29 protein-coding genes and 1 riboswitch are annotated in these 25,517 nt (G+C 37.4%); of the genes, 23 read left to right on the forward strand and 6 right to left on the reverse strand.

Going from position 1 to position 25,517, the window contains the following annotated elements; translation table 11 throughout:
• Positions 1-84 precede the first annotated feature (84 nt).
• Positions 85-1,047, forward strand: coding sequence for a glutaminase (locus ACP3VS_RS05485; protein WP_036162080.1), 963 nt, complete (start codon positions 85-87; stop codon positions 1,045-1,047).
• Between the two features lie 34 nt (positions 1,048-1,081).
• Here ACP3VS_RS05485 and ACP3VS_RS05490 read toward each other — a convergent pair whose 3' ends face one another.
• Positions 1,082-2,419: an amino acid permease gene (locus ACP3VS_RS05490; protein WP_031417385.1), complete on the reverse strand. Its 1,338-nt coding sequence runs from the start codon at positions 2,417-2,419 to the stop codon at positions 1,082-1,084.
• A gap of 163 nt (positions 2,420-2,582) precedes the next feature.
• Positions 2,583-2,658: riboswitch (glycine riboswitch) on the reverse strand.
• A gap of 424 nt (positions 2,659-3,082) precedes the next feature.
• Positions 3,083-3,469, reverse strand: a complete 387-nt coding sequence (locus ACP3VS_RS05495) for a rhodanese-like domain-containing protein (protein WP_031417387.1) — start codon at positions 3,467-3,469, stop codon at positions 3,083-3,085.
• A gap of 204 nt (positions 3,470-3,673) precedes the next feature.
• Here ACP3VS_RS05495 and ACP3VS_RS05500 point away from each other — a divergent pair, with 204 nt between their 5' ends.
• The 6 genes from ACP3VS_RS05500 (at position 3,674) to ACP3VS_RS05525 (ending at position 10,595) form a co-directional block, all read left to right on the forward strand.
• On the forward strand, positions 3,674-4,504 hold the full coding sequence (locus ACP3VS_RS05500; RefSeq protein WP_031417388.1) for a lipoate--protein ligase family protein: 831 nt from the start codon (positions 3,674-3,676) through the stop codon (positions 4,502-4,504).
• A 188-nt stretch (positions 4,505-4,692) separates the two neighbouring features.
• The gene (locus ACP3VS_RS05505) at positions 4,693-7,263 is read left to right on the forward strand and encodes a vitamin B12-dependent ribonucleotide reductase (RefSeq protein WP_031417389.1); all 2,571 of its coding nucleotides are present in this window, start codon (positions 4,693-4,695) and stop codon (positions 7,261-7,263) included.
• 694 nt (positions 7,264-7,957) lie between these two features.
• Complete coding sequence (locus ACP3VS_RS05510) at positions 7,958-8,242, forward strand: hypothetical protein (RefSeq protein WP_031417391.1); 285 nt, start codon at positions 7,958-7,960, stop codon at positions 8,240-8,242.
• 479 nt (positions 8,243-8,721) lie between these two features.
• A complete protein-coding gene (locus tag ACP3VS_RS05515; RefSeq protein ID WP_426388448.1) occupies positions 8,722-9,660 on the forward strand; it encodes an alpha/beta hydrolase fold domain-containing protein in 939 nt (312 codons plus the stop codon).
• A gap of 246 nt (positions 9,661-9,906) precedes the next feature.
• A complete protein-coding gene (locus ACP3VS_RS05520; RefSeq protein WP_012295098.1) occupies positions 9,907-10,113 on the forward strand; it encodes a helix-turn-helix transcriptional regulator in 207 nt (68 codons plus the stop codon).
• Positions 10,113-10,595: a hypothetical protein gene (locus ACP3VS_RS05525; protein WP_036164106.1), complete on the forward strand. Its 483-nt coding sequence runs from the start codon at positions 10,113-10,115 to the stop codon at positions 10,593-10,595. Before ACP3VS_RS05520 ends, ACP3VS_RS05525 begins: the two co-directional genes overlap by 1 nt.
• A 131-nt stretch (positions 10,596-10,726) precedes the next feature.
• Here ACP3VS_RS05525 and ACP3VS_RS05530 read toward each other — a convergent pair whose 3' ends face one another.
• On the reverse strand, positions 10,727-11,698 hold the full coding sequence (locus tag ACP3VS_RS05530; protein ID WP_012295096.1) for a DUF1385 domain-containing protein: 972 nt from the start codon (positions 11,696-11,698) through the stop codon (positions 10,727-10,729).
• 109 nt (positions 11,699-11,807) lie between these two features.
• Between ACP3VS_RS05530 and ACP3VS_RS05535 the strand changes: the two genes are divergently transcribed.
• The 15 genes from ACP3VS_RS05535 to ACP3VS_RS05605 all read left to right on the forward strand — a co-directional run bounded on the left by ACP3VS_RS05535 (position 11,808) and on the right by ACP3VS_RS05605 (position 22,458).
• A complete protein-coding gene (locus ACP3VS_RS05535; protein ID WP_012295095.1) occupies positions 11,808-12,233 on the forward strand; it encodes a hypothetical protein in 426 nt (141 codons plus the stop codon).
• A gap of 63 nt (positions 12,234-12,296) precedes the next feature.
• Complete coding sequence (aroQ, locus tag ACP3VS_RS05540; RefSeq protein WP_031417397.1) at positions 12,297-12,731, forward strand: type II 3-dehydroquinate dehydratase; 435 nt, start codon at positions 12,297-12,299, stop codon at positions 12,729-12,731.
• Positions 12,732-12,733: 2 nt separating this feature from the next.
• The gene (locus ACP3VS_RS05545) at positions 12,734-13,795 is read left to right on the forward strand and encodes a M24 family metallopeptidase (RefSeq protein ID WP_012295093.1); all 1,062 of its coding nucleotides are present in this window, start codon (positions 12,734-12,736) and stop codon (positions 13,793-13,795) included.
• A gap of 17 nt (positions 13,796-13,812) precedes the next feature.
• Positions 13,813-14,370: an elongation factor P gene (gene efp / locus ACP3VS_RS05550; protein ID WP_031417398.1), complete on the forward strand. Its 558-nt coding sequence runs from the start codon at positions 13,813-13,815 to the stop codon at positions 14,368-14,370.
• 206 nt (positions 14,371-14,576) lie between these two features.
• Positions 14,577-15,584, forward strand: coding sequence for an NAD(P)H-dependent flavin oxidoreductase (locus tag ACP3VS_RS05555; protein WP_012295090.1), 1,008 nt, complete (start codon positions 14,577-14,579; stop codon positions 15,582-15,584).
• Positions 15,585-15,674: 90 nt separating this feature from the next.
• Positions 15,675-15,884, forward strand: a complete 210-nt coding sequence (locus tag ACP3VS_RS05560) for a hypothetical protein (RefSeq protein WP_012295089.1) — start codon at positions 15,675-15,677, stop codon at positions 15,882-15,884.
• Between the two features lie 5 nt (positions 15,885-15,889).
• Positions 15,890-16,267 (forward strand): hypothetical protein, encoded by a 378-nt coding sequence (locus ACP3VS_RS05565; RefSeq protein ID WP_325881644.1) that lies wholly within the window; start codon positions 15,890-15,892, stop codon positions 16,265-16,267.
• Between the two features lie 12 nt (positions 16,268-16,279).
• Positions 16,280-17,191: a stage III sporulation protein AE gene (locus tag ACP3VS_RS05570; protein ID WP_031417399.1), complete on the forward strand. Its 912-nt coding sequence runs from the start codon at positions 16,280-16,282 to the stop codon at positions 17,189-17,191.
• Positions 17,192-17,398: 207 nt separating this feature from the next.
• A complete protein-coding gene (locus ACP3VS_RS05575) occupies positions 17,399-17,818 on the forward strand; it encodes a hypothetical protein (protein WP_031417400.1) in 420 nt (139 codons plus the stop codon).
• Positions 17,819-18,373: a SpoIIIAH-like family protein gene (locus ACP3VS_RS05580; RefSeq protein WP_325881643.1), complete on the forward strand. Its 555-nt coding sequence runs from the start codon at positions 17,819-17,821 to the stop codon at positions 18,371-18,373.
• Positions 18,374-18,572: 199 nt separating this feature from the next.
• Entirely contained in the window at positions 18,573-19,070 is a 498-nt protein-coding gene (accB, locus tag ACP3VS_RS05585) for an acetyl-CoA carboxylase biotin carboxyl carrier protein (protein ID WP_012295084.1), read from the forward strand.
• A gap of 13 nt (positions 19,071-19,083) precedes the next feature.
• On the forward strand, positions 19,084-20,451 hold the full coding sequence (gene accC / locus ACP3VS_RS05590) for an acetyl-CoA carboxylase biotin carboxylase subunit (RefSeq protein WP_031417401.1): 1,368 nt from the start codon (positions 19,084-19,086) through the stop codon (positions 20,449-20,451).
• Between the two features lie 376 nt (positions 20,452-20,827).
• Positions 20,828-21,418: a hypothetical protein gene (locus tag ACP3VS_RS05595; protein WP_200990483.1), complete on the forward strand. Its 591-nt coding sequence runs from the start codon at positions 20,828-20,830 to the stop codon at positions 21,416-21,418.
• Positions 21,419-21,593: 175 nt separating this feature from the next.
• Positions 21,594-21,920 (forward strand): nucleoside triphosphate pyrophosphohydrolase, encoded by a 327-nt coding sequence (locus ACP3VS_RS05600; protein WP_036162060.1) that lies wholly within the window; start codon positions 21,594-21,596, stop codon positions 21,918-21,920.
• A gap of 127 nt (positions 21,921-22,047) precedes the next feature.
• The gene (locus tag ACP3VS_RS05605; protein ID WP_012295066.1) at positions 22,048-22,458 is read left to right on the forward strand and encodes an Asp23/Gls24 family envelope stress response protein; all 411 of its coding nucleotides are present in this window, start codon (positions 22,048-22,050) and stop codon (positions 22,456-22,458) included.
• Between the two features lie 91 nt (positions 22,459-22,549).
• On the opposite strand, the gene ACP3VS_RS05610 is transcribed toward ACP3VS_RS05605, so the two are convergent.
• The 3 genes from ACP3VS_RS05610 to ACP3VS_RS05620 all read right to left on the reverse strand — a co-directional run bounded on the left by ACP3VS_RS05610 (position 22,550) and on the right by ACP3VS_RS05620 (position 24,912).
• Positions 22,550-23,719, reverse strand: a complete 1,170-nt coding sequence (locus tag ACP3VS_RS05610; RefSeq protein ID WP_197150118.1) for an MFS transporter — start codon at positions 23,717-23,719, stop codon at positions 22,550-22,552.
• A 176-nt stretch (positions 23,720-23,895) separates the two neighbouring features.
• Positions 23,896-24,732: a MerR family transcriptional regulator gene (locus ACP3VS_RS05615; RefSeq protein WP_036164103.1), complete on the reverse strand. Its 837-nt coding sequence runs from the start codon at positions 24,730-24,732 to the stop codon at positions 23,896-23,898.
• 15 nt (positions 24,733-24,747) lie between these two features.
• The gene (locus ACP3VS_RS05620; protein ID WP_012295063.1) at positions 24,748-24,912 is read right to left on the reverse strand and encodes a DUF2197 domain-containing protein; all 165 of its coding nucleotides are present in this window, start codon (positions 24,910-24,912) and stop codon (positions 24,748-24,750) included.
• A 211-nt stretch (positions 24,913-25,123) separates the two neighbouring features.
• On the opposite strand from ACP3VS_RS05620, the gene nusB reads away from it, so the two are divergent.
• Positions 25,124-25,507 carry a transcription antitermination factor NusB gene (gene nusB / locus ACP3VS_RS05625; protein ID WP_012295062.1) on the forward strand — a complete coding sequence of 128 codons (384 nt, stop codon included), beginning with the start codon at positions 25,124-25,126 and terminating at the stop codon, positions 25,505-25,507.
• Positions 25,508-25,517: the final 10 nt, after the last annotated feature.

Raw genomic sequence — 25,517 nt, forward strand, 5'->3', positions numbered from 1 at the left:
AAGAATAGCAAAAATATGGATAGAGTCTTCATAGGAGAACTATGAAGACTCTGTTTTTGCACATTTTGAAAGGAGTCCACAGTAATGACAACACAACCTAGTCACGATCAGCTTGTGGCACAATGGGTAACACAGTTTCGCTCTGCTGCTAAAGAAGGACAGTGCGCTAACTATATCCCTGCATTAGCTAAAAAAGACCCGAATCAATTAGCTATAGCTATTATCGGAACTGAAGGGCACGAAATGAAAGCCGGGGATACGACTGAACTATTTACGCTTCAGAGTGTTTCTAAAGTAATCACCTTTATATTGGCCTGTATGGACAGAGGATTGCCATATGTATTAGAAAGGGTAGATGTTGAGCCGACAGGGGATACATTCAACTCCATTATTCGTTTAGAAAGTCATCAACCAGGAAAGCCCTTTAATCCAATGATTAATGCTGGGGCGATTACTGTTTCCTCTATGATGATGGGAAATTCACCACAAGAGAAAATTGACAAAATCCTGCATTTTTTAGAGCAAATCATAGGCAAACCTTTAAGTATTAATGAGGAAGTGTTTCAATCAGAGTGGCAAACAGCGAACCGTAATCGAGCACTAGCCTACTACCTCAAGGATTCTGGTTTCTTAGACTGCCCAGTAGAAGCGGCTCTTGAGGTTTACTTAAAGCAATGTGCGATTGAAGTCAATGTATCCGATTTAGCGATGATTGGTTTAGTTATTGCCAATGATGGCTATCATCCGCTATTAAAGAAAAAGTTATTTCCTAAACAAGTGGCGAAATTAGCAAAGGCTTTAATGGTGACATGCGGTATGTACAATGCTTCAGGAAAATTTGCAGCATTTATTGGACTTCCTGCTAAAAGTGGTGTCTCCGGTGCCATTCTTACAGCTGTGCCTGGCCATGCAGGACTAGATTCACCCTTTCCTGCTGGCTGCGGGATAGGTATTTATGGACCAGCCATTGATCCAATCGGGAATAGTGTCGCAGGTGTCCAATTACTGAAACATTTAGCGACAGAATGGGATATGACCATTTTTTAAAAAGTAGAAGATGACTTCAGAGCTTAGTCTGAAGTCATCTTTTTTTCATTTTATATAGAATAAATAAGGCAATAAACCAAATAGGTGTTAGTAGCAGAGCTGTACGTGTTGCCTCGGAAATAAACATCACAATTAATAGAAAAGTAAAAAACGCAAGCACTACATAGTTGATAAAAGGTGTCAGCGGTGCTTTAAAGCTTGAGGCCTCATGAAGGGCACGATTTTTCCGTTTATAGATAATGTGAGAAATGATGATAATACTCCACACCCATATGAAGCAAATCGCACTAATAGTCGTAACGATACTAAAGGCATTCTCTGGCATTAGCTTACTTAACAGCGCCCCCACAGAGACAACAATTGCGGAAATAACTAGCGCGTTACTGGGAACACTATTTTTATTGAGCTTAGCAAAAGCAGGTGATGCTTGTTTATTTTTACCAAGATTAAAGAGCATGCGACTTGTTGAAAATAAACCACTATTACCAGCAGATGCGGCTGAAGTAAGCACGACAAAATTAATAATACCTGCAGCAATTGGAATACCTGCTAACGTAAATACTTGGACAAATGGGCTGCTTGCGGCAGACATTTCATACCATGGGTTGATACATAGGATGACAAATAGTGCCCCTACATAAAAGAGTAAAATTCGAAACGGTATTTTATTAATAGCTGAAGGAATGTTTTTTTGTGGGTTTGCAGTCTCGGCTGCCGATACGCCTACTAATTCCACACCGACGAAAGCGAAAACGACCATCTGAAAGGCCATTAAAAAGCCATATACGCCATTTGGAAACAGGCCGCCGTGAACCCAAAGATTATCTACTGAAACTGTTCCAGAGCTTGTTTGAAAGCCTGTCACTAACATAATAAGCCCAAGGATAATGAGTGCCACAATGGTAATCACTTTAATGATTGCAAACCAAAATTCTAACTCCCCAAATAGTTTGACCGTCAATAAATTCAGTAGTAGCAATAATACTAAACAACCGATAGCGGGAACCCATTGGGGAATATTAAACCAATACTGTGTATAGACTCCTACAGCAATAATATCTGCCATCGCTGTCATGATCCAACAGAACCAGTATGTCCAGCCTGTTACATATCCTGCCCATGGTCCTATGTATTCGGAGGCAAAATCCGTAAATGATGTATATCCTGAATTCGATAATAATAGTTCGCCCAATGCACGCATAACAAAAAAGAGTGCCGTTCCGACAATTAAATAGGCAAGAATGATGGAAGGCCCTGCTAACGCAATGGCTTTCCCGGAGCCTAGAAATAAACCGGTTCCTATTGTTCCACCAATGGCAATAAGCTGCACATGACGATTTTTTAATTCACGTTTTAATTGTTGCTGTTCCACGTTAATCCCCCCAAAGATGCATAAAAAATGATGACTGGAAAAATAAAAAGAGACTAGTTGTGACACTAGTCTCGGAAAAACGTCAGAATAACAAATACCATTTGACCACGGATGCTTCATCAAATCATCTTAATCTTTGTGTGGCATCGCTTAAAAAAGCTGTTATTACTCCTCTGTCCTTTTGCCTGAGATAGTGAACCCTTCGGCGACGCAAATGCGCTCTCTCCAGAACTGCTCCTGCTATAGTTTGATCCATAGCATTCATAGCTAATTAATTTTTATACTTAATATTATTTTAAGATATTATATATCCTAGCAGTGCTATTCCAATTATTCAACTATAAATTTATATTATTTTCAGAAAAATAGAAGAATGCAGTGCATACATGAAAAATACTAACGAAAATTAGTATTTTTGGACATACAAAATTTCTCCTATTATGTGAAAATGAATAAATTTGAAAGGCTTCTGGGAAGAATGATGAAGACCTTCAAAGTAGGTTCAAATAAGGTGGGACGAGGAAGCGGATGGCATAGTATGAACAAGCACCATAAATAGACACTTAAAATTTTGCAATAGATATAATATAGTAGAAACTCTGAATTTTTTGTATAAAAAGAAGTCGTCTCCTAGTTCTTTGAGACGACTTTTTTAGGGAAATATTAATATTTTTTGGTTTTTATTTTACCTGTCCAAGTTTTGAAACCGCCTTGAAGTTGGTAAATTTGGTTGTACCCACGTTTTTTAAGAAATAGTGCAGCACGTGAGCTACGGCCTGTATTTTGACAGTATAAATATACTGGTAAATCTGGGCGAATTTCTTTATAACGTTGACGTAGTGTTGTGGAAGGAACGTTTCGTGCTCCAAGAATGTGACCAGCATCAAATTCTTTTTGTTCACGAACATCGATTAGCTGTGCTTTACGATAGCCTTCAATAAATTGTTCTTGTGTTAAGTTGGTTACAGCTTTTTTGAGTCGTAGTGCATTAATACCGATGTATGCAATTATGACTACTAAAACGACACCGATTGTGATAAGTATGTCCAAGATTTTCTTACCCCTTTCTATCTTCTTTATTATTATAAAAGATGCGCTAGCGATAGTCCAATGAGTTTGATAAAATTAACTAGATTGTGGCGAATTCGTCTATCTCGCTTCAAAAGCAACAACTTGAACGGTAACGTAATCTTCGTTAAGGTTGAACCACAGGTGGGGCCTGAGGTACTTTTATAAATTGTAGGAGATGAACAAATGACAACTTGGTATTTTTTAAATTCAGGGAAATGTAGTCCGTCTTTTAATATGGCACTAGATGAAGCATTACTTGATTGGCATAGTGAGGGGTTAATTCCACCAGTCATTCGTTTTTATGAGTGGGAACCAGCAACACTATCAATTGGTTATTTTCAGCAGGCCAAAAAGGATATAAATTTAGACGCTGTACGAGAACAAGGCTTAGGCTTTGTACGTCGACCTACTGGTGGACGAGCTGTGCTGCATGAGCATGAGCTTACATATAGTGTCATCGTAACAGAAAGCTATCCCGATATGCCAGAGTCCGTGACAGAGGCGTACCGTGTGCTAAGTGAGGGAATCTTGCAAGGTTTCCACAACTTAGGAATGGATGCCTATTTTAGTGTCCCGGATACAGAGGAAAAAAGAGCAGACTTAAAGAGTCCAAAAAGTGCTGTATGCTTTGATGCTCCAAGCTGGTACGAGCTGGTAGTCGAAGGGAAAAAAATAGCTGGAAGTGCGCAAACACGTCAAAAAGGCGTTATATTGCAGCATGGTGCCATTTTATTAGATTTAGATCAAGAGAAGCTATTATCGGTCTTTAATTTTTCGAGTGAAGAAGCGAAGGATCGTATGCGCAGAAAATTACCGGAGAAAGCAGTAGCGATTAACAGTCTTGTGGATGAGCCTGTGACAGTTGAACAATGTGTGACAGCTTTTCGAGATGGATTTGCAAAATCGTTGCAAATTGAATTAAAACCATTTACACTTTCTGAGGAGCAGTTAGAATATGTCCGTGCATTAGAAGAAAAAAAATATGCATGTGATGAGTGGAACTTCAAAAAGTAAAAAATGGTATAAAAAAAATATTTTTAAGCTTTCAATCCTTGCTATTACAAGTAGTTCCGATTCTATTGAAAAAAGCAAGAGTTGAATTGAAAATCTATATATAGTATCTTTTTTAAAGACATATACACAATATGTAGTGTTTAACAACACATGATATTGTGTATTTATTTTGTAAGGGAGGCAAAACGATGGTACTCACAAATCATCAACCCGATGTAAACAATCAATTTGAACAGTTAAACAAAGATATCGAACAATTCCCGCAGGTACACCCTGTAACGCCTGATATGCACATCACGCACAAAGGTGTATCTAGACTTGTCATGATCGATCGCTACTCGTTTAAAGACACAGAAAAGAAAACACTGAAAGCTGGTGACTTTGTTGTTTTAACGGTCAAAGCTGATCCAAAATTCCCTGCACGTGGTTTAGGGACCATTCAAAAGCTGGACATGACTACAAAAACAGCAGATATTTTAATTGAGGAAGATTATCGTAGCGCTTTAGACGATCCAAAAGAGCAAGAAACGGGTGTGATTACGCGTTCAATTGACGTGCTAGAGAAGCCTCTTGAGATTTTTTATGAACAAATCGCTAAACGAAATGCAACAGGACTTGCAATTGTTGAAAAAACGCCAGAAAAACGTCAAGAATGGTTTGAAAAATTTTATGATCAATTAGTGTCCTTAAAATTCATTCCTGCAGGACGAGTGATATACGGAGCAGGGTCTGAAACAGATGTAACATTCTTTAACTGCTACGTAATGCCTTTTGTTGCTGATTCACGTGAAGGTATTAGTGATCATCGTAAGCAAGTAATGGAAATTATGAGCCGTGGTGGTGGAGTAGGAACAAATGGCTCTACATTACGTCCACGCAACACACTGGCACGTGGTGTAAACGGCAAATCATCTGGTTCTGTTTCTTGGTTAGATGATATTGCTAAATTGACACATCTTGTAGAGCAAGGTGGCTCACGTCGTGGAGCACAAATGATTATGCTTGCAGATTGGCATCCTGATATTGTGGAGTTTATTATTTCTAAAATGCAAAACCCACGTATTCTTCGTTACCTAATTGAAAATACAACGGATGAAACAATCATTCGTCTAGCCAAAGAAAAATTAAACTTCAAGCCGCTTTCTATGCAAGAAGAAGCTATGTATCAAGGCATTGTAAACTATAAAAGTATTGAAGGTTTAGGTGGATTCGATACAGCCATTATTCGAGAGGCTGAAAATAAACTACGTGATGGTGGCACATATACCGTTCACAATCCAGAGTTTTTAACGGGTGCAAACATATCCGTAACATTAACAAAAGAATTTATGGAAGCTGTTGAAAACGATGATGATTTCGAACTACGTTTCCCAGCGGTGGAAGAATACTCAAAAGAGGAAATGAGTGCTTATAATACAGAATGGCATAATGTTGGTGACGTTCGTGAGTGGGAGAAGATGGGCTATAAAATCCGCACATATCGCACGATTAAAGCGAAAGAATTGTGGAATTTAATTAACGTATGTGCAACTTACTCCGCAGAGCCAGGAATTTTCTTTATCGACAATGCCAATGATATGACGAATGCAAAGGCATATGGTCAAAGCGTTGTAGCGACAAACCCATGTGGGGAACAGCCACTTGCGCCATATTCAGTGTGTAACTTGGCAGCAGTAAACCTTGCACAATTTGCTAATAAAGACAACCAAACTGTAGATTACGAAGCACTACGTGAAACGGTTCGTGTAGGTGTTCGAATGCAGGATAATGTTATTGATGCCACACCATACTTCTTAGAAGAAAATCGTGTACAAGCACTAGGTGAGCGTCGTGTCGGTTTAGGCGTAATGGGCTTAGCTGATTTACTTATTTATTGTGAGAAAGAATATGGTTCTGAAGCAGGTAATGCTTTAGTCGATGAAATCTTTAAAACAATTGCTGAAACAGCGTATGAGGCGTCTACAGAGCTTGCTAAGGAGCGTGGTAGCTTCCCATTCTTAGTCGGTGCTACTGACGAAGAAACAGCTCGTTTACGTAAAGCTTTCACAGAAACAGGCTTTATGGAAAAAATGCCTGCTCATATCAAGGAGCAAATTTTAGCAACGGGTATTCGTAACTCCCATTTATTAACGGTTGCTCCAACTGGTTCAACAGGAACGATGGTAGGTGTAGCGACAGGTCTTGAACCATACTTCTCCTTCACATACTACCGTTCTGGTCGTCTTGGTAAGTTCATTGAAGTGAAAGCTGAAATCGTCAAAGAATACTTAGACCGTCATCCAGAAGCTAATGAGCAAGAGCTTCCAGAATGGTTTGTAACGGCAATGGAGCTAAAACCAGAGGCACATGCTGATGTACAATGTATTATTCAAAAATGGATTGATTCATCAATCTCTAAAACAGTAAATGCACCAAAAGGCTACACTGTACAACAAGTTGAAAAAGTTTACGAGCGACTGTATAAAGGTGGCGCTAAAGGTGGTACGGTCTATGTGGATGGTAGCCGTGATTCACAGGTACTTACGCTAAAAGCTGAGGAAAATGATATGGATCAATTATCATTTGAAGAAGAATTAGTGGAAGAACATACAAAACGTCCAGTCGTATTAGTGGATACGATTCAAGCACTAGAGTCCACAACGGTAATTGGCTCAGACGTAGGAAATACATGTCCGGTTTGCCGCAAAGGAACAGTCGAAGAAATGGGTGGCTGTAATACATGTACAAACTGTGGCGCACAGTTAAAATGCGGCCTGTAAATATTGTTTATACCACGTTATTGTAGCGTTCTATAAACAATTTCAGTCATAAAAATTTAAAGTAACCTCTTCGGTATGATGACCGTAAGAGGTTACTTTTTTATTTTTTCTGAAAATTATAGGGTATCTATATAACCGCAAATAACCCCTATATTCCAATAGCAGGTATTACAAAAGCCTTGTTGGATTCTGTTACTTCAACTGTTACCTATGAACAATGAAGTTCACAGATACAGGAGTAAAAAAACGAACTGAGTCCTTTCAGCTACTAGACCCTTCCGAAAATCATGAATATAAAGCAAGAACCGTGCAACTGGTTAACGAAATGGGTGCTTTTCCATCATAAAAAAACGTATTTATTTTGTAGAAGGACTATGATGAGGAATAAGAATAATGGTGGATAGTAGATGAAGAAATAACTAAAAAACTAATGGTTTAATTTGTAAAATTAGAATATATAACATTATGATAAAATCTTTATTAGAAATAATTACCAATTTAACATTTCTTAATTTTCTGTGGTGCAGTGTCGATTAGTCTTCATGAATCGCTACTCTAGTAAAATAGAGTGCCATCAAAAAAACGCTTATAGGGAGCATCGGGATTTACAAAAATAAGTACAAAATTCCGAAAAGAAGGTTTGGGAACATCTTAATTACAATTTATGTCTATATTGAAAAAAGGAGGTATCAATATGTGGTTCATATTCGGAATTATTGCTATAGTTGCAACCTTTATAAATCTTTATATGTATAAAACAGGTAAAGATTATAAGCTTGCGATGGCAATGGGGGTATCATTTACAGCATTGACACTTTGTTCAGAGTATAGTCTTGTATCTAGATGGGTAAAAGTGGAGGATTGGGCAGCTTTAGAGGATGTAGTACCTGGTATGGAAAGGGCATTATGGTTTTTAACAATTGTTTCTATCTTACTAAATATAGCACCTATACTTTTAGAACCGAAAAATAAAAAATAGACGCTTACTCGAGCTCATACCGATATGGTAAGCAGCATAAAGTTCTCAAACAACGCTTTGGGGACTTCTTTTTAAAAAAAAATCTTAATCCTAAAAATATGAAGGTAGAGGTAAACGATGCATGATAGGTCTATCAAGGCCTCAGGCTTTTGCTGCATGATTAAAATAAAAAGGCATCTGAAGGCTATCTGAACTCGTTCCTATACTTGAATTGCAGGGGCCTTAGTTGAAAACAATCTTTCACAATCGTGCAAATAAAAAAGACTGTCTTTATGAAGAAAGTTTGATTAAATGAAGGAGTCTATAGCCATATGTGGAATTAAAATATAAATGTCTGGTCAATTGTAATTTGTCATAAAGATTGGTTACAAAATCTATTTTGTAAAGTGCTTGAAGATGGTATTTGTTCACTTTAAGGGTTGTTTGTTTGAGTTTCTCGTACATCCACCTAGATGAACATGTTGAAAGGGGAGAAAGAAATGAGTGTAGTACTTTTTAATGGAGAACGTTCTGAAGAAAGTGTCCAATTTGAACAGTTGTTATTTTCCCAAAGTAATAAAGTGAGTTTTTCTAGTGTTGAAAATGCTAAACAGTATATCAAACAAAGGGCAACGGTGAATAATCAGCCCTATGTTATTGAAGATGAAGTTCAATTTTTAAGTGTTAAGGACGAACAAACTTTTCAGGATATGCAAGTTTTTACTTTAAATGATCAAAAGTCCTCGAAACAAAAAGTGATTCTCTATATTCATGGTGGCGCTTGGACGAATCAGCCTTTACCTTTTCACTGGCTGTTTATGGATAAAATGGCGCAAGCATTACAGGCAAAAGTTATTGCTCCGATTTATCCAAAAGTACCACATTTTAATCATAAGGATACGTACCAAAAAATGCTCAATCTCTATACTAGAATTTTAGAAACAATTGAAAGCTCCAGTCAATTAACTATTATAGGGGATTCTGCAGGAGGCAATATAACACTTGGTTTGGTCCAGCTTTTAAAAGAAAACCATTTGCCGCAGCCACAAAATATTATTTTATTATCTGCTTGTGTTGACCTAAGTTTAGAAAATTCTCTTATTCCTGAATATGAAGAAAAGGACCCAATGCTAGCTAGTGAAGGAATGGGAGTCATCACAAAGATATGGGCAGCTGATAAGGATTTAAAAGATCCATTAATTAGTCCCATTTACGGTGATTTTCAGGGTCTTGCGACAATCACCCATTTTATTGGTACCCATGAAAGCTTATATCCGGATGCTGTAAAATTTGATGAACAACTAACCGAGCAAGGAATTGATATAACAACCTTTGTTTATCCTAAAATGAACCATGTGTTTGTTGTAATGCCCATCCCAGAAGCTTTAGACGCTCAACAGAAAATTATTAATATTATTGATAGTAAAGGAATGAAATAGAGAAGGACACTAAATAAAAATAGTGTGACTATCCTAAGCGTGTTTTGATTTTTCAATACACGCTTTTTCTATGTCCAATTTGGATAGGGGATTTTTTTTCAGAAATCAGTCGACTCTAATCCTGTCCTATTTCATTGTTTAAACGAACATAAATATGTAAAGCTAACTTGACATATCAAAAGATGTAAAGTAAACTTTACTTATTGCTAAATGTATAGTTTACTTTACATTTGATGAGGAGGCATTATGAAAAATAGAATTCGTGAATTGCGGAAATCGAGGAAGATTACGCAGGAGGATTTGTCTAAATTAGTGGGTGTCTCACGCCAATCAATCATTGCAATTGAATCAGGGAAATTCAATCCATCACTAGAGCTTGCCTACAATATTTCAAAAGCTTTCAACTGCACGATTGAGGAAGTTTTTATTTTCGAAGAGGAGGGAATGGCATAATGGAATTTTCTATAGGCGGTATTGTTGGACTATACGGCGGGATGATTTGTGGGGTTCTTGGCTGGTGGTTCGGGAGGAAAAAAGCGAAGAAAAATCGAGGCTTAGATGAGCTACACGACCATATTTGGCAAAGGGCGAAAGCTTATTCATGGTATATGACGTTAGCAGCAATTTATATTTTCTTTTCATTAGTAGTGTTTGGGATTAAATTAAGCACTGCCATGGTTTTAGCTGTACTTTTATTTGTACACTTAGGGAGCTGGGCGATCATTGGGCTCATTTTGACTATCAACATGTACAGACCAATACCTTTTAAGCCTTCTTACGTGAAGTTAGGTATAAGCATCAATGTCGCATCACTACTTATTTTTACCATTATCTCGATTCTAACAAATAATTGGCTGTTTTTATTATTTAGTATTTTGCCTAGTATGATGGGTATATTTACTGCACTTACAGTCAATAGGAAAGAATCTAAATAAATTTAGTTGTCCTATTCATCCCTTTGGATAGGTTTATCGAGCTGCGATTATGGCATTTAAACGAAAAATGCAAGGCTCGCATCTATATAAAAAAGGCAGTTCCAACAACTTACGTTGGGACTGCCTTTTCCTTAATCATGATTTAATGTTGCTGCTATTTCTGGCTGTTGCTCTACTTGAAGTAGCATATTAAAGGATGCAATGGCAACTTCCACTTGATCATCCTTTGGTTCGCGAGTCGTTAGCAATTGAAGCCATAGACCAGGATAGCCAAGGAATCGTAATACAGGAATATTACGGCAAGCATTTGTTGCCTGTAATACTTCAAATGATATTCCTAGTACTACGGGAATTAATAATATACGATCTAAAATACGTAGCCACAGCGGGTCCGTTGGCACAAAGAAATATAAAAACATGCCGACAAAGACTGTGAAAAGAATAAAGCTACTACCACAACGGTAGTGTAGACGTGATTGTGCTTGGACGTTCTCCACTGTAATGTCTAAACCAGCTTCATAGCAGTTGATGACTTTATGCTCCGCCCCATGGTATTGGAATACTCGTTTAATGAGAGGCGTTAACGAAATAAAATATAAATATGTGAGCAGTAATAATAGTTTAATACCGCTTTCAAGTAAAATTTGACCCGTTTTTCCTTCAATCCATTTAGAGAAAAAATCAGCTATAAAAACCGGAATTAGTGTAAAGGCAAATTTTCCAAATAAGAAGGAAAGAATACCTACTACAGCAACGCCAAGTATCATTTGAAGTTTGGAGCCTTCTTCTTTATTTTCTTCTTCTTCGCCAGGTACCACATCATAACGATCCCCAGCAAATTGCATATGACGAGAACCTAAGCCTGCTGATTCAATCAGTGCGACCACGCCTCGAACAAATGGGATTTTTTTAAGCTTTTGTAAAATAGGTTTTTGTACTTTTTTAAAATGATAATAATCAATGGAATCATCGTTACGACGAATGGCAGTAACTGTATGATCCTTTCCTCCGAACATCACACCTTCTAATTGTGCTTGTCCCCCGTATACAGGTGAATTGCTCAAGGCTAACACCACTCTCTTTATATATTTCAACTGTACCATTGTACTAAATTTAGTCAAAAACCTCTACAGTTACGCATAGTAAATTTTCTATATGGCTACACTAATCGTACATTTTAGGAAATGATTAGTATGCAATGGAGGAAAAATTGTGAAAATAGGAACAATAACGGCACTGGTAAATGCTCTTGTTTTAGCATTGTGCTTAAAAGGCTTACATTATTTTAATCTCATTAAATGGCATCCGATTGGGTTTTATAAGAAATGGGGATGGTTTGAAGAAAGCTCTAAGCTATTTCATTGGACCTTCTTTATACTTCTTTTATTCATTATCGGATTATTGGTATATATGACAATGCGCTATGTCTATGTTATTCCGGCTGTCTTTTCTTCACTACTACTAGGGCTTTTTGTAACAATTACATTAGAGTGGATTGCATTAGATTTACCATTACAACTTTCTTCCTTTAAAAAGCTTTCGATTCCATTCATAGTTGTGGTGGTTTGTCTTTTACGGTTCTTGTTAGAAACAGCTAATTTTCATCAGCGGGAGCATACGGCGCAAAAAGGAAATTAGTTGCTGTATGCGCCTTGTATGATAAAATAAATGGCAAGTACATAGAAAGAGGCGAATAGAAGCGTGAAGTTATTATGTTTGAATGGACCTAACTTAAATCGACTTGGAAAAAGAGAGCCACATATTTATGGACATGAAACATTGGATGATGTTAAAGAAAATGTTCAAAATCTTGCGGCTTCTTTAGGTGCCACTGTTGAATTTCGTCAATCCAATCACGAAGGGGTACTTGTGGACTGGGTGCATGAAGCAGAAGACGAAAAGTATGATGGCATTATCTTTAATCCTGGTGCATATACCCATACAAGCATCGCGTTACATGATGCCATTGCAGGGATTACGGTGCCAGTAATCGAAGTACATATTTCCAATATCCATAAACGTGAGGCTTTCCGTCATCATTCCTATCTTGCTCCGGCCTGCCTTGGTCAAATTTGTGGACTAGGTACGAAAGGCTATGAACTGGCACTACGTACATTTATCGAGAGGGAGAATTGATTATGTTGAAATTACAAAAGCTACGTAAAGCACTTCAAGAACAAAATATCGATGGCATTTTAGTTACGAATGGGTATAACCGCCGCTATATGACTGGTTTTACAGGGACAGCGGGCGTAGCAATTGTGTCCCAAAATGATGCTGTTTTTATTACAGATTTCCGATATACAGAACAAGCTGCCACACAAATTCAGGACTTCCGAATTGTTAAGCATGAAGCGACCATTATTGAAGAGATTGCTACACAAGTAAAAAATATGGGCATCAAATTACTGGGCTTTGAGAGAGATACTGTAAGCTACGGCACATATGAACTGTATAAATCGAACATTCAAGCTGATTTAGTGCCGATTTCTGGGCTAATTGAAAAAATTCGCTTGATTAAGACGGAACAAGAGATTAATATTATTAAGGCTGCGTGTGAAATTGCAGATCACGCATTTACACATATTTTAGGCTTCATCAAGCCTGGTAAAACAGAGCTTGAAGTTTCGAATGAATTAGAATTTTTCATGCGTAAACAAGGAGCGACTCAGTCTTCGTTTGACATAATTGTTGCGTCTGGTCTTCGCTCAGCATTACCACATGGCGTTGCAACGGATAAAGTGATTGAAAAAGGCGACTTTGTTACATTAGACTTTGGTGCGCTATACAATGGCTATATTTCGGATATTACACGTACTGTGGCTGTTGGAGAACCATCTGAAAAATTAGTAGATATGTACAATGCAGTCCTTGCTTCTCAGCTGTTAGCACTTGAAAAAGTGGGTCCTGGATTAACAGGTATTCAAGCGGACGCTATTGCACGTGACTACTTAAAAGAAAAAGGATATGGCGAAGCATTTGGTCATTCTTTAGGACACGGTATCGGTCTTGAAGTACATGAAGGCCCTGGCTTATCGATGCGTTCTGATGCAGTGCTAGAGCCAGGTATGGCCGTGACGATTGAACCGGGTGTTTATTTACCTGGTATCGGTGGTGTCCGTATTGAGGATGATATTTTAATCACTGAGACGGGGAATGAATTACTCACACATTCGTCAAAAGAACTCATTATTTTATAAACTTTGGAGGAACACAAATGATTTCAGTAAACGATTTCCGTACAGGTCTAACAATTGTTGTTGATGGCCAATTATATCGCGTGTTAGATTTCCAACACGTTAAACCAGGTAAAGGTGCTGCTTTCGTACGTTCTAAATTACGTAACCTACGTAATGGCTCAGTGAATGAAAAAACATTCCGTGCTGGTGAAAAAGTAGAAAAAGCACAAATCGATAACCGTAAAATGCAATATCTATATGCACAAGGTGACGAGCATGTATTCATGGACCTAGAATCATACGAGCAAACTGAACTAGCTTCATCAGCAATCGAGTATGAATTGAAATTCTTAAAAGAAAACATGGAAGTTCATATTCAATCTTACCAAGGTGAAATGCTAGGTGTTGAATTACCAAACACGGTTCAATTAGAGGTAACTGAAACAGAACCAGGCATTAAAGGTGATACAGCTTCAGGCGGCACTAAACCTGCTACACTTGAAACAGGTCTTATTGTACAAGTACCTTTCTTCGTCAACCAAGGTGATGTACTAATTATTAACACAGAAGAGGGCTCTTACGTTTCTCGTGCCTAATTATTATTAATCCTCAACCTACTCTTTTTTATTGAAAGAGTAGGTTTTTATTTTTTTCTTATACATTTCTTGTGAAAGGACAGGGACATTGTGATAATGGATAGAGAAACGGTCTCTTTTTTTCGTGTCTCCCTCCAAGTTTCTACCATCAGATAGATGGTCATTATTGGGAGAAATGTCTACAATAATCATAAGGAGTGAGAGTTATGCTACAAACAATACTAGATAGTCAACATCCTATTATTCAAGCACCTATGGCAGGTGTAACATCACCTAAATTCGTGGTAGCCTGTACCGAGGCAGGGTTATTAGGCTCCATAGGTGCAGGTTACTTAGATGGTGAACAAACTAAGCAATTTATTCAGGAAGTAAAGAAGCTAACGACCAAGCCTTTTGCGGTCAATCTTTTCGTACAAGAGGAGCCACAAATTGATATCGAGGTCTTACAAAAGGCTCGCATGGCACTTCAACCTTTTTATGATGAGCTTGGACTGTCGCCTGTACAAAGCGTTGTATCCAAGGAAGTTTTTGCTGGACAAGTACAAGCGGTTATTGAGGAGAAGGTGAAGATTTGCTCTTTTACATTCGGTATTCCGTCAGCAGAGGTACTGAAACAGTTAAAGGAACATGGGGTATATACAATTGGGACAGCCACTACATTAGAGGAGGCTCAACTAGTTGAGCAGGCTGGCATGGATGCAGTGGTCCTACAAGGTGGAGAAGCTGGCGGTCATCGAGGTTCCTTTACAGCCCCGCTCCAATTAATCCCTTTATATGACTTGCTGCAACAGGTAGCAGGAAAAATAGCTATTCCTATTATCGCAGCGGGGGGCCTCGTGACGAAGAAGGATATTCAGAAGGCTTTAGAGAGCGGTGCACAAGCAGTTCAAGTGGGGACGGCTTTACTGGTGGCAGAAGAATGCGAAATTTCTCCGCTCTATAAAAATGCGGTGTTGGCATCAAAAGAGCAGGAAACAACCATTACACTCGCATTTACGGGAAAACCAGCAAGAGGCATAGCCAATGATTTTACTAAACGTATGAAGGACGCGACAGTTGCACCATATCCGTTGCAAAATTATTTAACGACAACTATTCGTAAGGAAAGTGCCAAACAGGGCAATGCCGAATATTTATCGATGTGGATGGGCGAAAATAGCCATCTTGTACAACATGCTGGTACGGTCCAAAGTATTGTAGATAAATGGCTATAAAATTTTTAGATAGAAGATCTCTATACAACTGTATAGAGGTCTTTTTTTTGGTAGAGCAACATATATTGCTGTACACGAGGGGGCGTAGGAATGGAATTACAAGACGTATTAAGAGTTGCTGGAGTGGGACTAGTAGTTGCGCTTCTTCATGTTTTCTTCGATCAAACGGGGAAGAAGGAATTTTCATTTTTCCTATTTTTCATTGCCTACTTATATATGACAGCAGAATTACTCCGATTTTTACGTCTATTTTTTAATGAAATTCTCACATTCTTCCAATGGCTGACATCTTCCGGGTAGGGTAAATGGAAATTGTTATCGTTGCTGTTGTCATGCTGCTTTTATTATTGCTAATAAAAGAAGTCATACAGCCACTCCACGCGCTAATAAGTGTGATGTTCTCTTTTTTGCTTTTTGGCATGCTGTTCTCGACACTTTTATTGCCCTTCGTCAAGCAACTTTTAGAAACGCTTGCGTTTTTGCCTTATGCAAAGGCTATCTTAATTAGTGCAAGTATGTTCTATGTCGGGCAATGGGTGTCATTGCTGCTTGTAGAACATAACTATAAAGTGCTCGGGAGCATTGTTTTTACAGCGGTGAAAATTGTTATTTTATTGTATTGGTTCAAAGAATTTTTGGCTGTATTACAGGAGGTGTCGGCCATTTTACAAAGGCTAAACTAAGGAGCGAAGCCATTGCAGGAGCAAATACTTTCGTTTTTAATCGACCCATTCTTTCTCTTGCTCAAGATGACACTGTTGCTTTGTAGTTATGTCATCATTATTTTAATTATCAATATGCTATTACCAGAATTTGAAAAAGGGACAAGAATCCTCTTTTTTCTAATTGTCTTAGCGACGATAGGACCAGTTGTTGTTAAATCTTTTACATTAATTGATGAAATTGCACAAGGACTAGCCCATTTATTTACGGCGTTCTATCCTATTTTGACCTCAAGCTTTATGTTATCTAGTAGTATTACAGCCATTGCATCCTGGCAGCCATTTTTGCTGTTTTTTGTACAAGTTCTCACCATTATTAGTAGTAAGTGGCTTATTCCAGGTGTTTTATTAGCCATTGTCTTTGATGTGTGCAGTGTGATTGTCAAGGAAATTTCTTTTACAAGAATCGCAGATTTAATTCGTTTTACCATTATGAGTATCGTTTCTGCCTCTGTTATTTGCTATGTCCTATTGATGACCGCAGGTGGGGTGGCAGCGTTTAGCGTCAATGCAGCTGTTGCTGAGCCGGTCAAAAAGTTAATTGAAGAAAATATTCCGGTTGTTGGTTCGTTTATAGTTGATAGTTTTTCGATGTTTCAGCATATGACACAATTTACATCCTCCCTTACAAGCATTAGTGCCTTTATTGCAGTTATAACCGTATCGTTTATTCCAACTGTTCAACTTGTTGTCAGTGCCTATTCTTTGAAAATGCTGGCAGCTATTTTAGAACCAATTGCCTTTGATGATATTTGTAGACTACTCGATCAAATTAGTAAATCCCTATTTACCTTATGTGCTGTATCATTTCTGATTGCTTTTTCATTTATGTTCTCTTGTTTTTTCCTCATTGTGTTCGTACAAGTTATGGCAGGGGGGAGATAAATTGATTCTTTTATTGGCATTGCTGTTTGTTTGTCAGATTTTTGTGTTTCTAACGGATGATAAGGAAATAATTTCGCTCACAAAATTGGTCATCACGTTAGTATTTTTGCAATTGCTATTAAAGATTCCATTTATCAATTCATAGGAAGAAACAAGCGTACATACACTTGAAAAAGAGAAGATGAAAGGAGGCAATGTACAAGTGATGTGGAAAAGACACGAAAAAAAACAACGTCATTAATGGTTTTAATACTGGTAGCTGCCTCCGTGGGTATTTTCATCATTTTGCCTATGTATCAAACGAATTCAACGAACGACAAAGGTTCACCGCTCTCTAATGAAGAAAAACTTGAGCAAACACTGAAAGCAATGCAAGGTGTTGGGGAGGTTAAAGTCTATTTTTATTATGGAGAGATGACAGATGATCAAGATGCCAATAAACTATTCAGCCAATATTTTCGAGGGACTGAGCAAGGCGCGAAAAACGTAACAGGAATGCTAGTTGTTTCAGAAGGTGCATCCGATATCTTTGTGAAAAATGAAATTCGTGCAGTCGTCAGTCAAGTGATGCAGTTGCCGATTCATCGAATTATTATCGTTCCAATGGAAAATAAGGAGGAAAAGTAAATGCGCGTACGTAGAAGAACAGTTTGGTTTATGACATTATTAAGTTTAGTAGCAGTCATTTCAGTGTATTATTTGGTTGATCCAGCAAAACAGTTCAATGGCCTTACTATTTTTACGGATGATACATTACAACAAACAGCTGTAAGTGGTGTTACAGATCAGAAAGCAACGAATGATGTGACACAAGAAGTTTCTTCACCGAGTCATTTATTCGAAGAAATGCGTATGCAAGTTAGTGATGAAAGAAGTCAACTTCGTGAGCAGCTAACACAAAAAATTGCTTCAGAAGAATCTTCCGCTGACGAAAAAAATGAGGCATTCAATGAAATGGATGGTCTTATTAAACGAGAATCAGCAGAAGCGATGCTTGAAATGCTCATTAAATCATTAGGTTATTCTGATGCATTTGTTCGCGCTGAAGGAGAGAAAGTTTCTGTTACAGTTATGGCTGAAGAATTATCAAAATCCCAAGCAAATGAAATTATATACTTAGTGAGAACAGAGATGGAAGGCGCAAATGATGTACAAGTAAAGTTCAGCGCGAATACTTATTAAAAATATAGAAAATAATAAATTTTTAGTTTATTCAAAGGGCGTTGTTATATATCAGCGTTATGAAAAGGCTTTCGCTTAGTAAAGGAAAGCCTTTTATTTTGTTCATATTTACTTAATTTTCATTTAACTGTTTCAAATTGATTCGAAAAAATATAAAATAGTTATTGTAGTAGATTTTATTTCATAAGGAGAGTTAGAAATGTTCAAAATTCAAGAAATTCGCGAAATTATTAAATTAGTAGATTCTTCTTCAATTGACGAGTTTGTGTATGAGGTAGATGGCGCAAAAGTTAAGTTAAAAAAGAATAATATTGTTGTGACAGAAACTGTAGCACCTAAAAAAGAAGTAGTAGCACCTGTTGTACAACAATCTGCACCAGCAGAAGCTCCTGTAGCAGCGCCAGCTAAAGTGGAAGAAGCACCAGCTGCAGCCGCGCCAGCGATTAACGACCCATCGCTACATAAAATTGTATCTCCAATGGTTGGTACTTTCTATCAATCACCAAACCCAGATTCACCAGCTTACGTAAAAGCAGGCGACAAAGTAGGGAACGAAACAATTGTATGTATCGTAGAAGCAATGAAATTATTCAACGAAATTGAAGCAGAAGTGCAAGGGGAAATCGTTGAAGTACTTGTGAAAGATGGCGAATTAGTAGAATACGGCCAACCATTATTCCTTGTAAAAGCTGAGTAAGGAGTGCAAATCCATGAAAAAAGTTTTAATTGCAAACCGCGGCGAAATCGCTGTGCGTATTATTCGTGCTTGTAAAGAGTTAGGCATTCAATCAGTTGCTGTGTACTCTGAAGCAGATGCAGACGCATTACATGTGAAATTAGCAGACGAAGCCTATTGTATTGGTCCGAAGCTATCAAAAGATTCTTATCTTAGCTTCCCAGCCCTACTTAGTGTAGCTGAAAAAACAGGTGCTGACGGTATCCACCCAGGCTATGGCTTTGTATCGGAAAACGCTGATTTTGCAGAAGCTTGTGAAAACGCTGGCATTAAGTTTATCGGTCCATCATCTGATTCCATTAAAATTATGGGTATCAAGGACGTAGCACGTACAACGATGGAAGCAGCAGGAGTTCCGCTTGTTCCTGGTACTGGTATTGTGCCAGATATCGAAACAGGTAAAGAATGGGCTGCTAAAATTGGTTATCCTGTAATCATCAAAGCAACTGCTGGTGGTGGTGGTAAAGGGATTCGTGTAGCACGTACAGAAGAAGATCTTGTCAAAGGTATTGATATTACGCAAAAAGAGGCTGCTGCTGCATTCGGTAACCCTGGCGTATATTTAGAGAAATTCATCGAGTACTTCCGTCACTGTGAAATCCAAATTTTAGCGGATGGCTATGGTAATGTCGTGCATTTAGGCGAGCGTGACTGTACTGTTCAACGTCGTATGCAGAAGTTAGTAGAGGAAGCTCCATCTCCAGCTCTTTCTTCTGAACGCCGAGCTGAAATGGGCGCAGCTGCAGTAAAAGCAGCTCAAGCCTGTGACTATGAAGGTGCTGGAACAATTGAGTTCATTTATGACTATCAAGAAGACAAGTTCTACTTCATGGAAATGAATACTCGTATTCAAGTAGAGCACCCAGTAACAGAAATGATTTCTGGTGTAGATCTTGTACAACAACAATTAAAGATTGCATCTGGTGAAAAACTTCCTTTCACTCAAGATGATATACAATTAAATGGTTGGGCAATTGAATGCCGTATTAACGCAGAAAATGCCTACAAAAACTTCATGCCTTCAGCAGGAACTGTTGATACGTATGTAACGCCAGGCGGCTATGGTGTACGTATTGATTCTGCTGTTTATGCAGGTTATACAATTCCACCATACTATGATTCAATGGTGGCAAAACTAATTGTACATGCCAATACACGAGAAGAGGCGATTGCGAAAATGAATCGCGCGCTAAGTGAATTTGAAGTATCTGGACCTGGAATTAACACAACCATTCCATTCCACCAAGCACTCATGAACAACGACGTGTTCAAATCAGCACAATTCAATACGAAGTTCCTTGAAGAGAATGATGTATTGGGTGTTGCAGAAAAAGTGAAGTAAGCCGTATCAACGGTTTAACCGTCTCGGCTAATAGTCGGGAAGCTTGCGGAAAAGTTGAGCGATATTTGTCAACGGAATAGAATTAGGAATAAAACAAAACGGAGTATCCGATTTTTAGACCCTTTAACGAAACCGATTCGTTAGGGGGTCTTTTTTGTGCATAAAATAAGCAGCGTATTAGTTAGTATCTCCGATTTAAATAATACTGATTCTATAAATCAGAAATATATAATCTAAAATATGAAATTAATGAACTACCTAATAACACTATTATTGCAAATTGATGTTTAATTTTAAAAATAATAGATGTATTACCTAAAACTTGTTACTATTCAACTAAATGATATTTAATAGTTGTTTAATTATGGAGGTTATTATGGATTATTTTAAAAGCGAGGCATTCGAGAAACATAGAAAAAATATTTATAACAAATTAGAACAAATACCATATGCTGAAAGTCCAGATGGTTGGACATTTAAGGGTAATTTTAGTATTGGTGGTCTTGAATATTTCGGGTTTGATGAATCATCCGATTTATTACTTGTCGTATCTAGTAATGGTAGAGGAATTATTGACCTAGCAAAAGCAGAGAAAATTACTCGCGATTATACAGATAACTTTGAATTAGATGAAACCTTATTAATTTGTGAAGGTTTTGATGTTTTAAAAGATAAATCAATTAAATTGGCAGGTAAATATGGTGGGAGCATACTGCCAATCAGTAATAGTTTCGGGGATTGTTTACAAAAAGTATCTCCTCTTTATCCATGTGAGGATGTTATTTATCAACCTGCGTTTGAGAATTGTCTTATTGAAGGACACAATAAAAATTGTGTTCGCATTTATAGAGGTTTTTTGTATTGTTTTGGATTTTCATTTAGTGGTAATTATTTTGTAATTGCAGATGACAGTGGTATTTTATTTTGGGAGAGGAATTATCATTTAAAGGTAAGCAATAACCTTTGAGAAATCAGAAGCTTTGAAGATAACAAAGAGCGGAGCATTCCTTTTTCCTTTAAAATGTTGACTAGCAGCGTTTTTTGACTTGAGATATTTCTATCATGACGTACAGAGCGGTTAAAGTAAATGAGAAAAGGGACTACAAAATATTTAAGTACAACAGTTGAAAAGGGAAATAGGGATGCCAGTATACAATAAACTCGTGAGAGATAATATGTTAGAAATCATAGATTCAAAAGGCTTAACTTATCGTGCACGTACACTAGAACCAATTGAGTTTTTAACGGAAGTGAAAGCAAAAATGCTCGAGGAAGCTAGGGAGTTTCGTGAAGCTACTACTGAACAAGAAGCGATTGAGGAATTAGTAGATATTTTAGAGCTAGTACATACAGCAATTAGTGTGCTAGGTGTAAGCTATGAAGAGCTTGAGTCCTTTCGTAAACATAAGAAAACGGAGCGTGGAGGCTTTGATAGCGGAATTTATTTAATAGAGGTTGAGGAACAATAAATAATCATTTCATCAAGCTTCTTTATAAATTAAAACGGCTTTCGACAGCCAAACCTTCCTTTTTATAGTATAATAAATGTAAGTACAGCATTTGTTTGTGATGTGTAAGGGAAAGGATGATATTTGTATGGCAGAGAAAGTAGGACAATCTTTCGTACAACCAACACCTTCTGGAAAAGAAGAGCTTGGAAAAATTGAAGTAGCGGCAGAGGTTATCGAAGTTGTGGCTGGAATCGCTGTAAATGAGATCGAAGGCATTGCTGCAACACGTGGTAATATTGCGACAGGTGTCGTGGAACGTTTCGGTAAAAAAGTACACAATAAAGGCATTAAATCAGGTGTAACAGAAACGGGTGAAATCGCTATTGATGTATTTTGCTCTGTGAAATATGGATATGCCATTCCTAAGGTAGCGAAGGAAGTACAAACACAGATACGCCAAGCTATTTTTAATATGACAGCACTGGAAACAGCAGAAGTAAATGTGCATATTACAGGGATTCACTTCGAAAAAGAAGAAACTGTGGCACATGAATAAAACGAATAGGATTGCCCAAAGATGATTCATTCATCTTTGGGCAATCCTTTGTTATTTGGAAATTCATTCATAATATTGTATCGCTGTAAGTTTATAATTCAATATGCTTTGGCTTTCTCCAGAATAACGCAAGGATGACACCTAGCACTAAAACAATTGTCGCAAAGTAATAGGGATAGTTCAAATTAATATCAAACAGTATCCCGCCTAAAATAGGACCGAAAATATTACCTAGGCTTGTAAACATAGAGTTCATGCCACCAACAAACCCTTGCTCATTACCAGCAATTTTAGATAAATATGAAGTGACAGCTGGACGAATTAAATCGAAACCGACAAAAATAAAGAATGTGACAAATAAGATGGCAAAATAATGATTGACGATGGTCATAGCAAATGTTAAAACGGCTGAGAGGATTAGCGAGTAACGAATGACATTAATTTCTCCCATTTTCTTTGTCAGCCAATCAAATAGTAATAATTGTGCCAATGCACCCACAATCCCACTGCCTGTAATGATAATGGCGATATCCGAAGGCGTAAAGGCGAATTTATGATCGACGAATAAACTAAATAATGATTCGAACGCTGCTAAGCCAAATGATAGGACGAAAATAAGAATAAATGGAATGAAATAAAGCGGGCTAAATACTCGCTTTGCACTACCTAACATGGATGTTGGTGTATCTTCCTTATCTCCAGCTCGTGTTGGTTCCTTTAATAATATGAAGGAAAAGATGGCTGCTACAAGGCCAAGGACACCTGCCGCATAGAATGGTACCCGCGTACCATATTCGGCTAAAAATCCTCCAATTCCAGGACCGATTATAAAGCCTGTACTAATTGCTGCACTCATATAGCCAAGAGCTTTTGGGCGTTGAGATAGTGTAGTAATATCGGCAATATAAGCAGTGACGGCAGGCATAATGAAGGCCGCACTGACTCCACCTAGCATTCGAGAGATAAAGAGTATTTCAATGGAACGTCCTAATCCAAATAAAAACTCTGAAAGTCCAAAAATAAAAAGCCCTGCAACAATCATGACTTTGCGGCCAATATTATCGACTAGCTTACCTGCAATAGGTGACACAATCAGTTGCGTAATGGCAAAGGCTGCAACCATATACCCAACGACGGAGCCCGAAATATGAAGCTCATTCATGATGGTTGGTAAAACAGGAATGACTAAACCAATACCTAAAAAGGCAATGAATAGATTCGATAGTAAAATTGCTAATGTTATATTTTGTTTCTTGCTCATAAAGTTCTCCTTTTATTCGTTCACGATACATGAAATTGACATTCTACTAGAATATTTCCATGTAATACGATAAACCCTATAGTAACTATAGGGTCAAAAGATTTGTTTTCAATTTTAATGTTTTTTATCAGTTTGGAAATTAATGTAGAGAGTTATACATAAAGGAAGATGATATCTTATTGTTTTTTGCGAACCTTTAATTCAACAATGAATTTCTTTTCATGCTCTATAGTAAGAGTAGCGGGCATATAGAGCTCATAAACTTGGGATTCAAAAGCCTCTGACTGAGCCATCACATAATTTCTTAATTTTTCATAAAAAGAAAAATAGGTATCCGGATGGTAGATAAATGCGATACATACAAATGTACCTGCAGGTATAATTGTTTGTTCAATGTTTGACGATAGCTTCGAAAAAATACGCTCTGTTAATAGCGGGGTGAAAATAGCATCATAAATAATTGCATTCACATCTTCATAGGGAGCGAGTGGATATATACAACCATAGCGACTATTTAATACACTGCCTTCTTTCTCAATAATTTTTGTAAGGGTTGCGTAATATGTATTGGTACTAGAAGTTGGTGTTAATTTGTTAGTTGTCACTTGTAGAATAGGCATCGCTTCCTCTACCTGTATATATACCTCACCAAAGAAGGGGATATCAATTTGTTCCTGTAATTGCTTTTTGGTTTTTAATAATGTGTTTTTTACTTCATTCAATCGTGAAATTTTATCATCAATTCTTAGCTCTTGCTGTGCTAAAAAGTCAAGCAGTTCTTCAGACGTTAATTTGAGCGCCTTTTTTATATCTTCTAGTGAAATACCGATATATTTAAGTGATTTAATGATGTCTAAATAAAAAACTTGACTATCTTTATAATAGCGATAATTGGTATAAGTATCAGTGTATGCAGGCTTAAATAAATCAATCTGATCATAATAGCGTAAAGTTTGAACAGATAGATTCGACAGTTTGGCAACCTCACCGATTGTATAATAATGTTCCTTCATACTTACTTGCCTCCACTAGTAGCTAAAGAAGTTTCGGATGGCATCAAAGCGAATTTTATGCTTGCACTCTTCGCAATAAAATAGGTGAGCTTTACGTTCTTTCATTTGTTTATATTGTGCTTCACCCTCTCGGAGCTTGAATGGTTTTTTACAGCTTGTGCAAATAGCTTCATATTGCATTGTGAACACCTCTGAAGATTCTTTCAATTTTCTTTATTATAACATTTTGTGATTTAAACAATCATTTTGGAATGCTTAACATGAATTGTTAGATGCGCAAAAAGTTTCTTGAAAAAGGTTTCAGATTATTGAAAACTTGCTTGAAATCGTGTTTCTCGGGCGATTTTATGCTATTATAAACCTTAATGCCACTTAAGAAGGAGAGCTTTACATGAAACGACATGAAGCACGCGAAAAAGCGTTGCAAGTTTTGTTTCAGCTAGACAATACAGATTTAACAGTTGAAGAAGCAATGGGTCATATTAAAGGCCAACCGACAAATGTCTTCTACGAAAAAATTGTTACTGGAACAGCTGAACATTTGGAGGAAATTGATGCTACATTAGAACAGCATCTTGAAAAGTGGTCACTTGCCCGTTTACCCAAAATTGAAAGAACTGTTTTACGCCTAGCTGTATACGAGCTGTTATACATGCCAGAAACACCAAAAAGAGTAGTACTAAACGAAGCAATCGAGTTATGTAAAACATTTGGCGATGATAGTTCATCTAAATTCGTCAATGGTGTACTTTCTAAATTTACAGAACAAGAATAATGTGTTGAAT

The sequence above is a fragment of the Lysinibacillus sp. VIII_CA genome (assembly GCF_049943995.1).
Taxonomy (GTDB): Bacteria; Bacillota; Bacilli; order Bacillales_A; family Planococcaceae; genus Lysinibacillus; species Lysinibacillus pinottii.

Excerpts from the sequence above, each read along its gene's own strand:
- ACP3VS_RS05605 (WP_012295066.1), top strand. The coding sequence starts at position 22,048 with ATGGCAGAGAAAGTAGGACAATCTTTCGTACAACCAACACCTTCTGGA.
- ACP3VS_RS05520 (WP_012295098.1), top strand. The coding sequence starts at position 9,907 with ATGAAAAATAGAATTCGTGAATTGCGGAAATCGAGGAAGATTACGCAG.
- ACP3VS_RS05600 (WP_036162060.1), top strand. The coding sequence starts at position 21,594 with ATGCCAGTATACAATAAACTCGTGAGAGATAATATGTTAGAAATCATA.
- ACP3VS_RS05615 (WP_036164103.1), bottom strand. The coding sequence starts at position 24,732 with ATGAAGGAACATTATTATACAATCGGTGAGGTTGCCAAACTGTCGAAT.
- ACP3VS_RS05595 (WP_200990483.1), top strand. The coding sequence starts at position 20,828 with ATGGATTATTTTAAAAGCGAGGCATTCGAGAAACATAGAAAAAATATT.
- ACP3VS_RS05565 (WP_325881644.1), top strand. The coding sequence starts at position 15,890 with ATGGAAATTGTTATCGTTGCTGTTGTCATGCTGCTTTTATTATTGCTA.
- ACP3VS_RS05610 (WP_197150118.1), bottom strand. The coding sequence starts at position 23,719 with ATGAGCAAGAAACAAAATATAACATTAGCAATTTTACTATCGAATCTA.
- ACP3VS_RS05545 (WP_012295093.1), top strand. The coding sequence starts at position 12,734 with ATGTTGAAATTACAAAAGCTACGTAAAGCACTTCAAGAACAAAATATC.
- ACP3VS_RS05620 (WP_012295063.1), bottom strand. The coding sequence starts at position 24,912 with ATGCAATATGAAGCTATTTGCACAAGCTGTAAAAAACCATTCAAGCTC.
- ACP3VS_RS05500 (WP_031417388.1), top strand. The coding sequence starts at position 3,674 with ATGACAACTTGGTATTTTTTAAATTCAGGGAAATGTAGTCCGTCTTTT.
- ACP3VS_RS05485 (WP_036162080.1), top strand. The coding sequence starts at position 85 with ATGACAACACAACCTAGTCACGATCAGCTTGTGGCACAATGGGTAACA.
- nusB (WP_012295062.1), top strand. The coding sequence starts at position 25,124 with ATGAAACGACATGAAGCACGCGAAAAAGCGTTGCAAGTTTTGTTTCAG.
- ACP3VS_RS05505 (WP_031417389.1), top strand. The coding sequence starts at position 4,693 with ATGGTACTCACAAATCATCAACCCGATGTAAACAATCAATTTGAACAG.
- ACP3VS_RS05515 (WP_426388448.1), top strand. The coding sequence starts at position 8,722 with ATGAGTGTAGTACTTTTTAATGGAGAACGTTCTGAAGAAAGTGTCCAA.
- ACP3VS_RS05580 (WP_325881643.1), top strand. The coding sequence starts at position 17,819 with ATGCGCGTACGTAGAAGAACAGTTTGGTTTATGACATTATTAAGTTTA.
- ACP3VS_RS05560 (WP_012295089.1), top strand. The coding sequence starts at position 15,675 with ATGGAATTACAAGACGTATTAAGAGTTGCTGGAGTGGGACTAGTAGTT.
- ACP3VS_RS05555 (WP_012295090.1), top strand. The coding sequence starts at position 14,577 with ATGCTACAAACAATACTAGATAGTCAACATCCTATTATTCAAGCACCT.
- ACP3VS_RS05530 (WP_012295096.1), bottom strand. The coding sequence starts at position 11,698 with ATGGTACAGTTGAAATATATAAAGAGAGTGGTGTTAGCCTTGAGCAAT.
- accC (WP_031417401.1), top strand. The coding sequence starts at position 19,084 with ATGAAAAAAGTTTTAATTGCAAACCGCGGCGAAATCGCTGTGCGTATT.
- efp (WP_031417398.1), top strand. The coding sequence starts at position 13,813 with ATGATTTCAGTAAACGATTTCCGTACAGGTCTAACAATTGTTGTTGAT.
- accB (WP_012295084.1), top strand. The coding sequence starts at position 18,573 with ATGTTCAAAATTCAAGAAATTCGCGAAATTATTAAATTAGTAGATTCT.
- ACP3VS_RS05510 (WP_031417391.1), top strand. The coding sequence starts at position 7,958 with ATGTGGTTCATATTCGGAATTATTGCTATAGTTGCAACCTTTATAAAT.
- ACP3VS_RS05525 (WP_036164106.1), top strand. The coding sequence starts at position 10,113 with ATGGAATTTTCTATAGGCGGTATTGTTGGACTATACGGCGGGATGATT.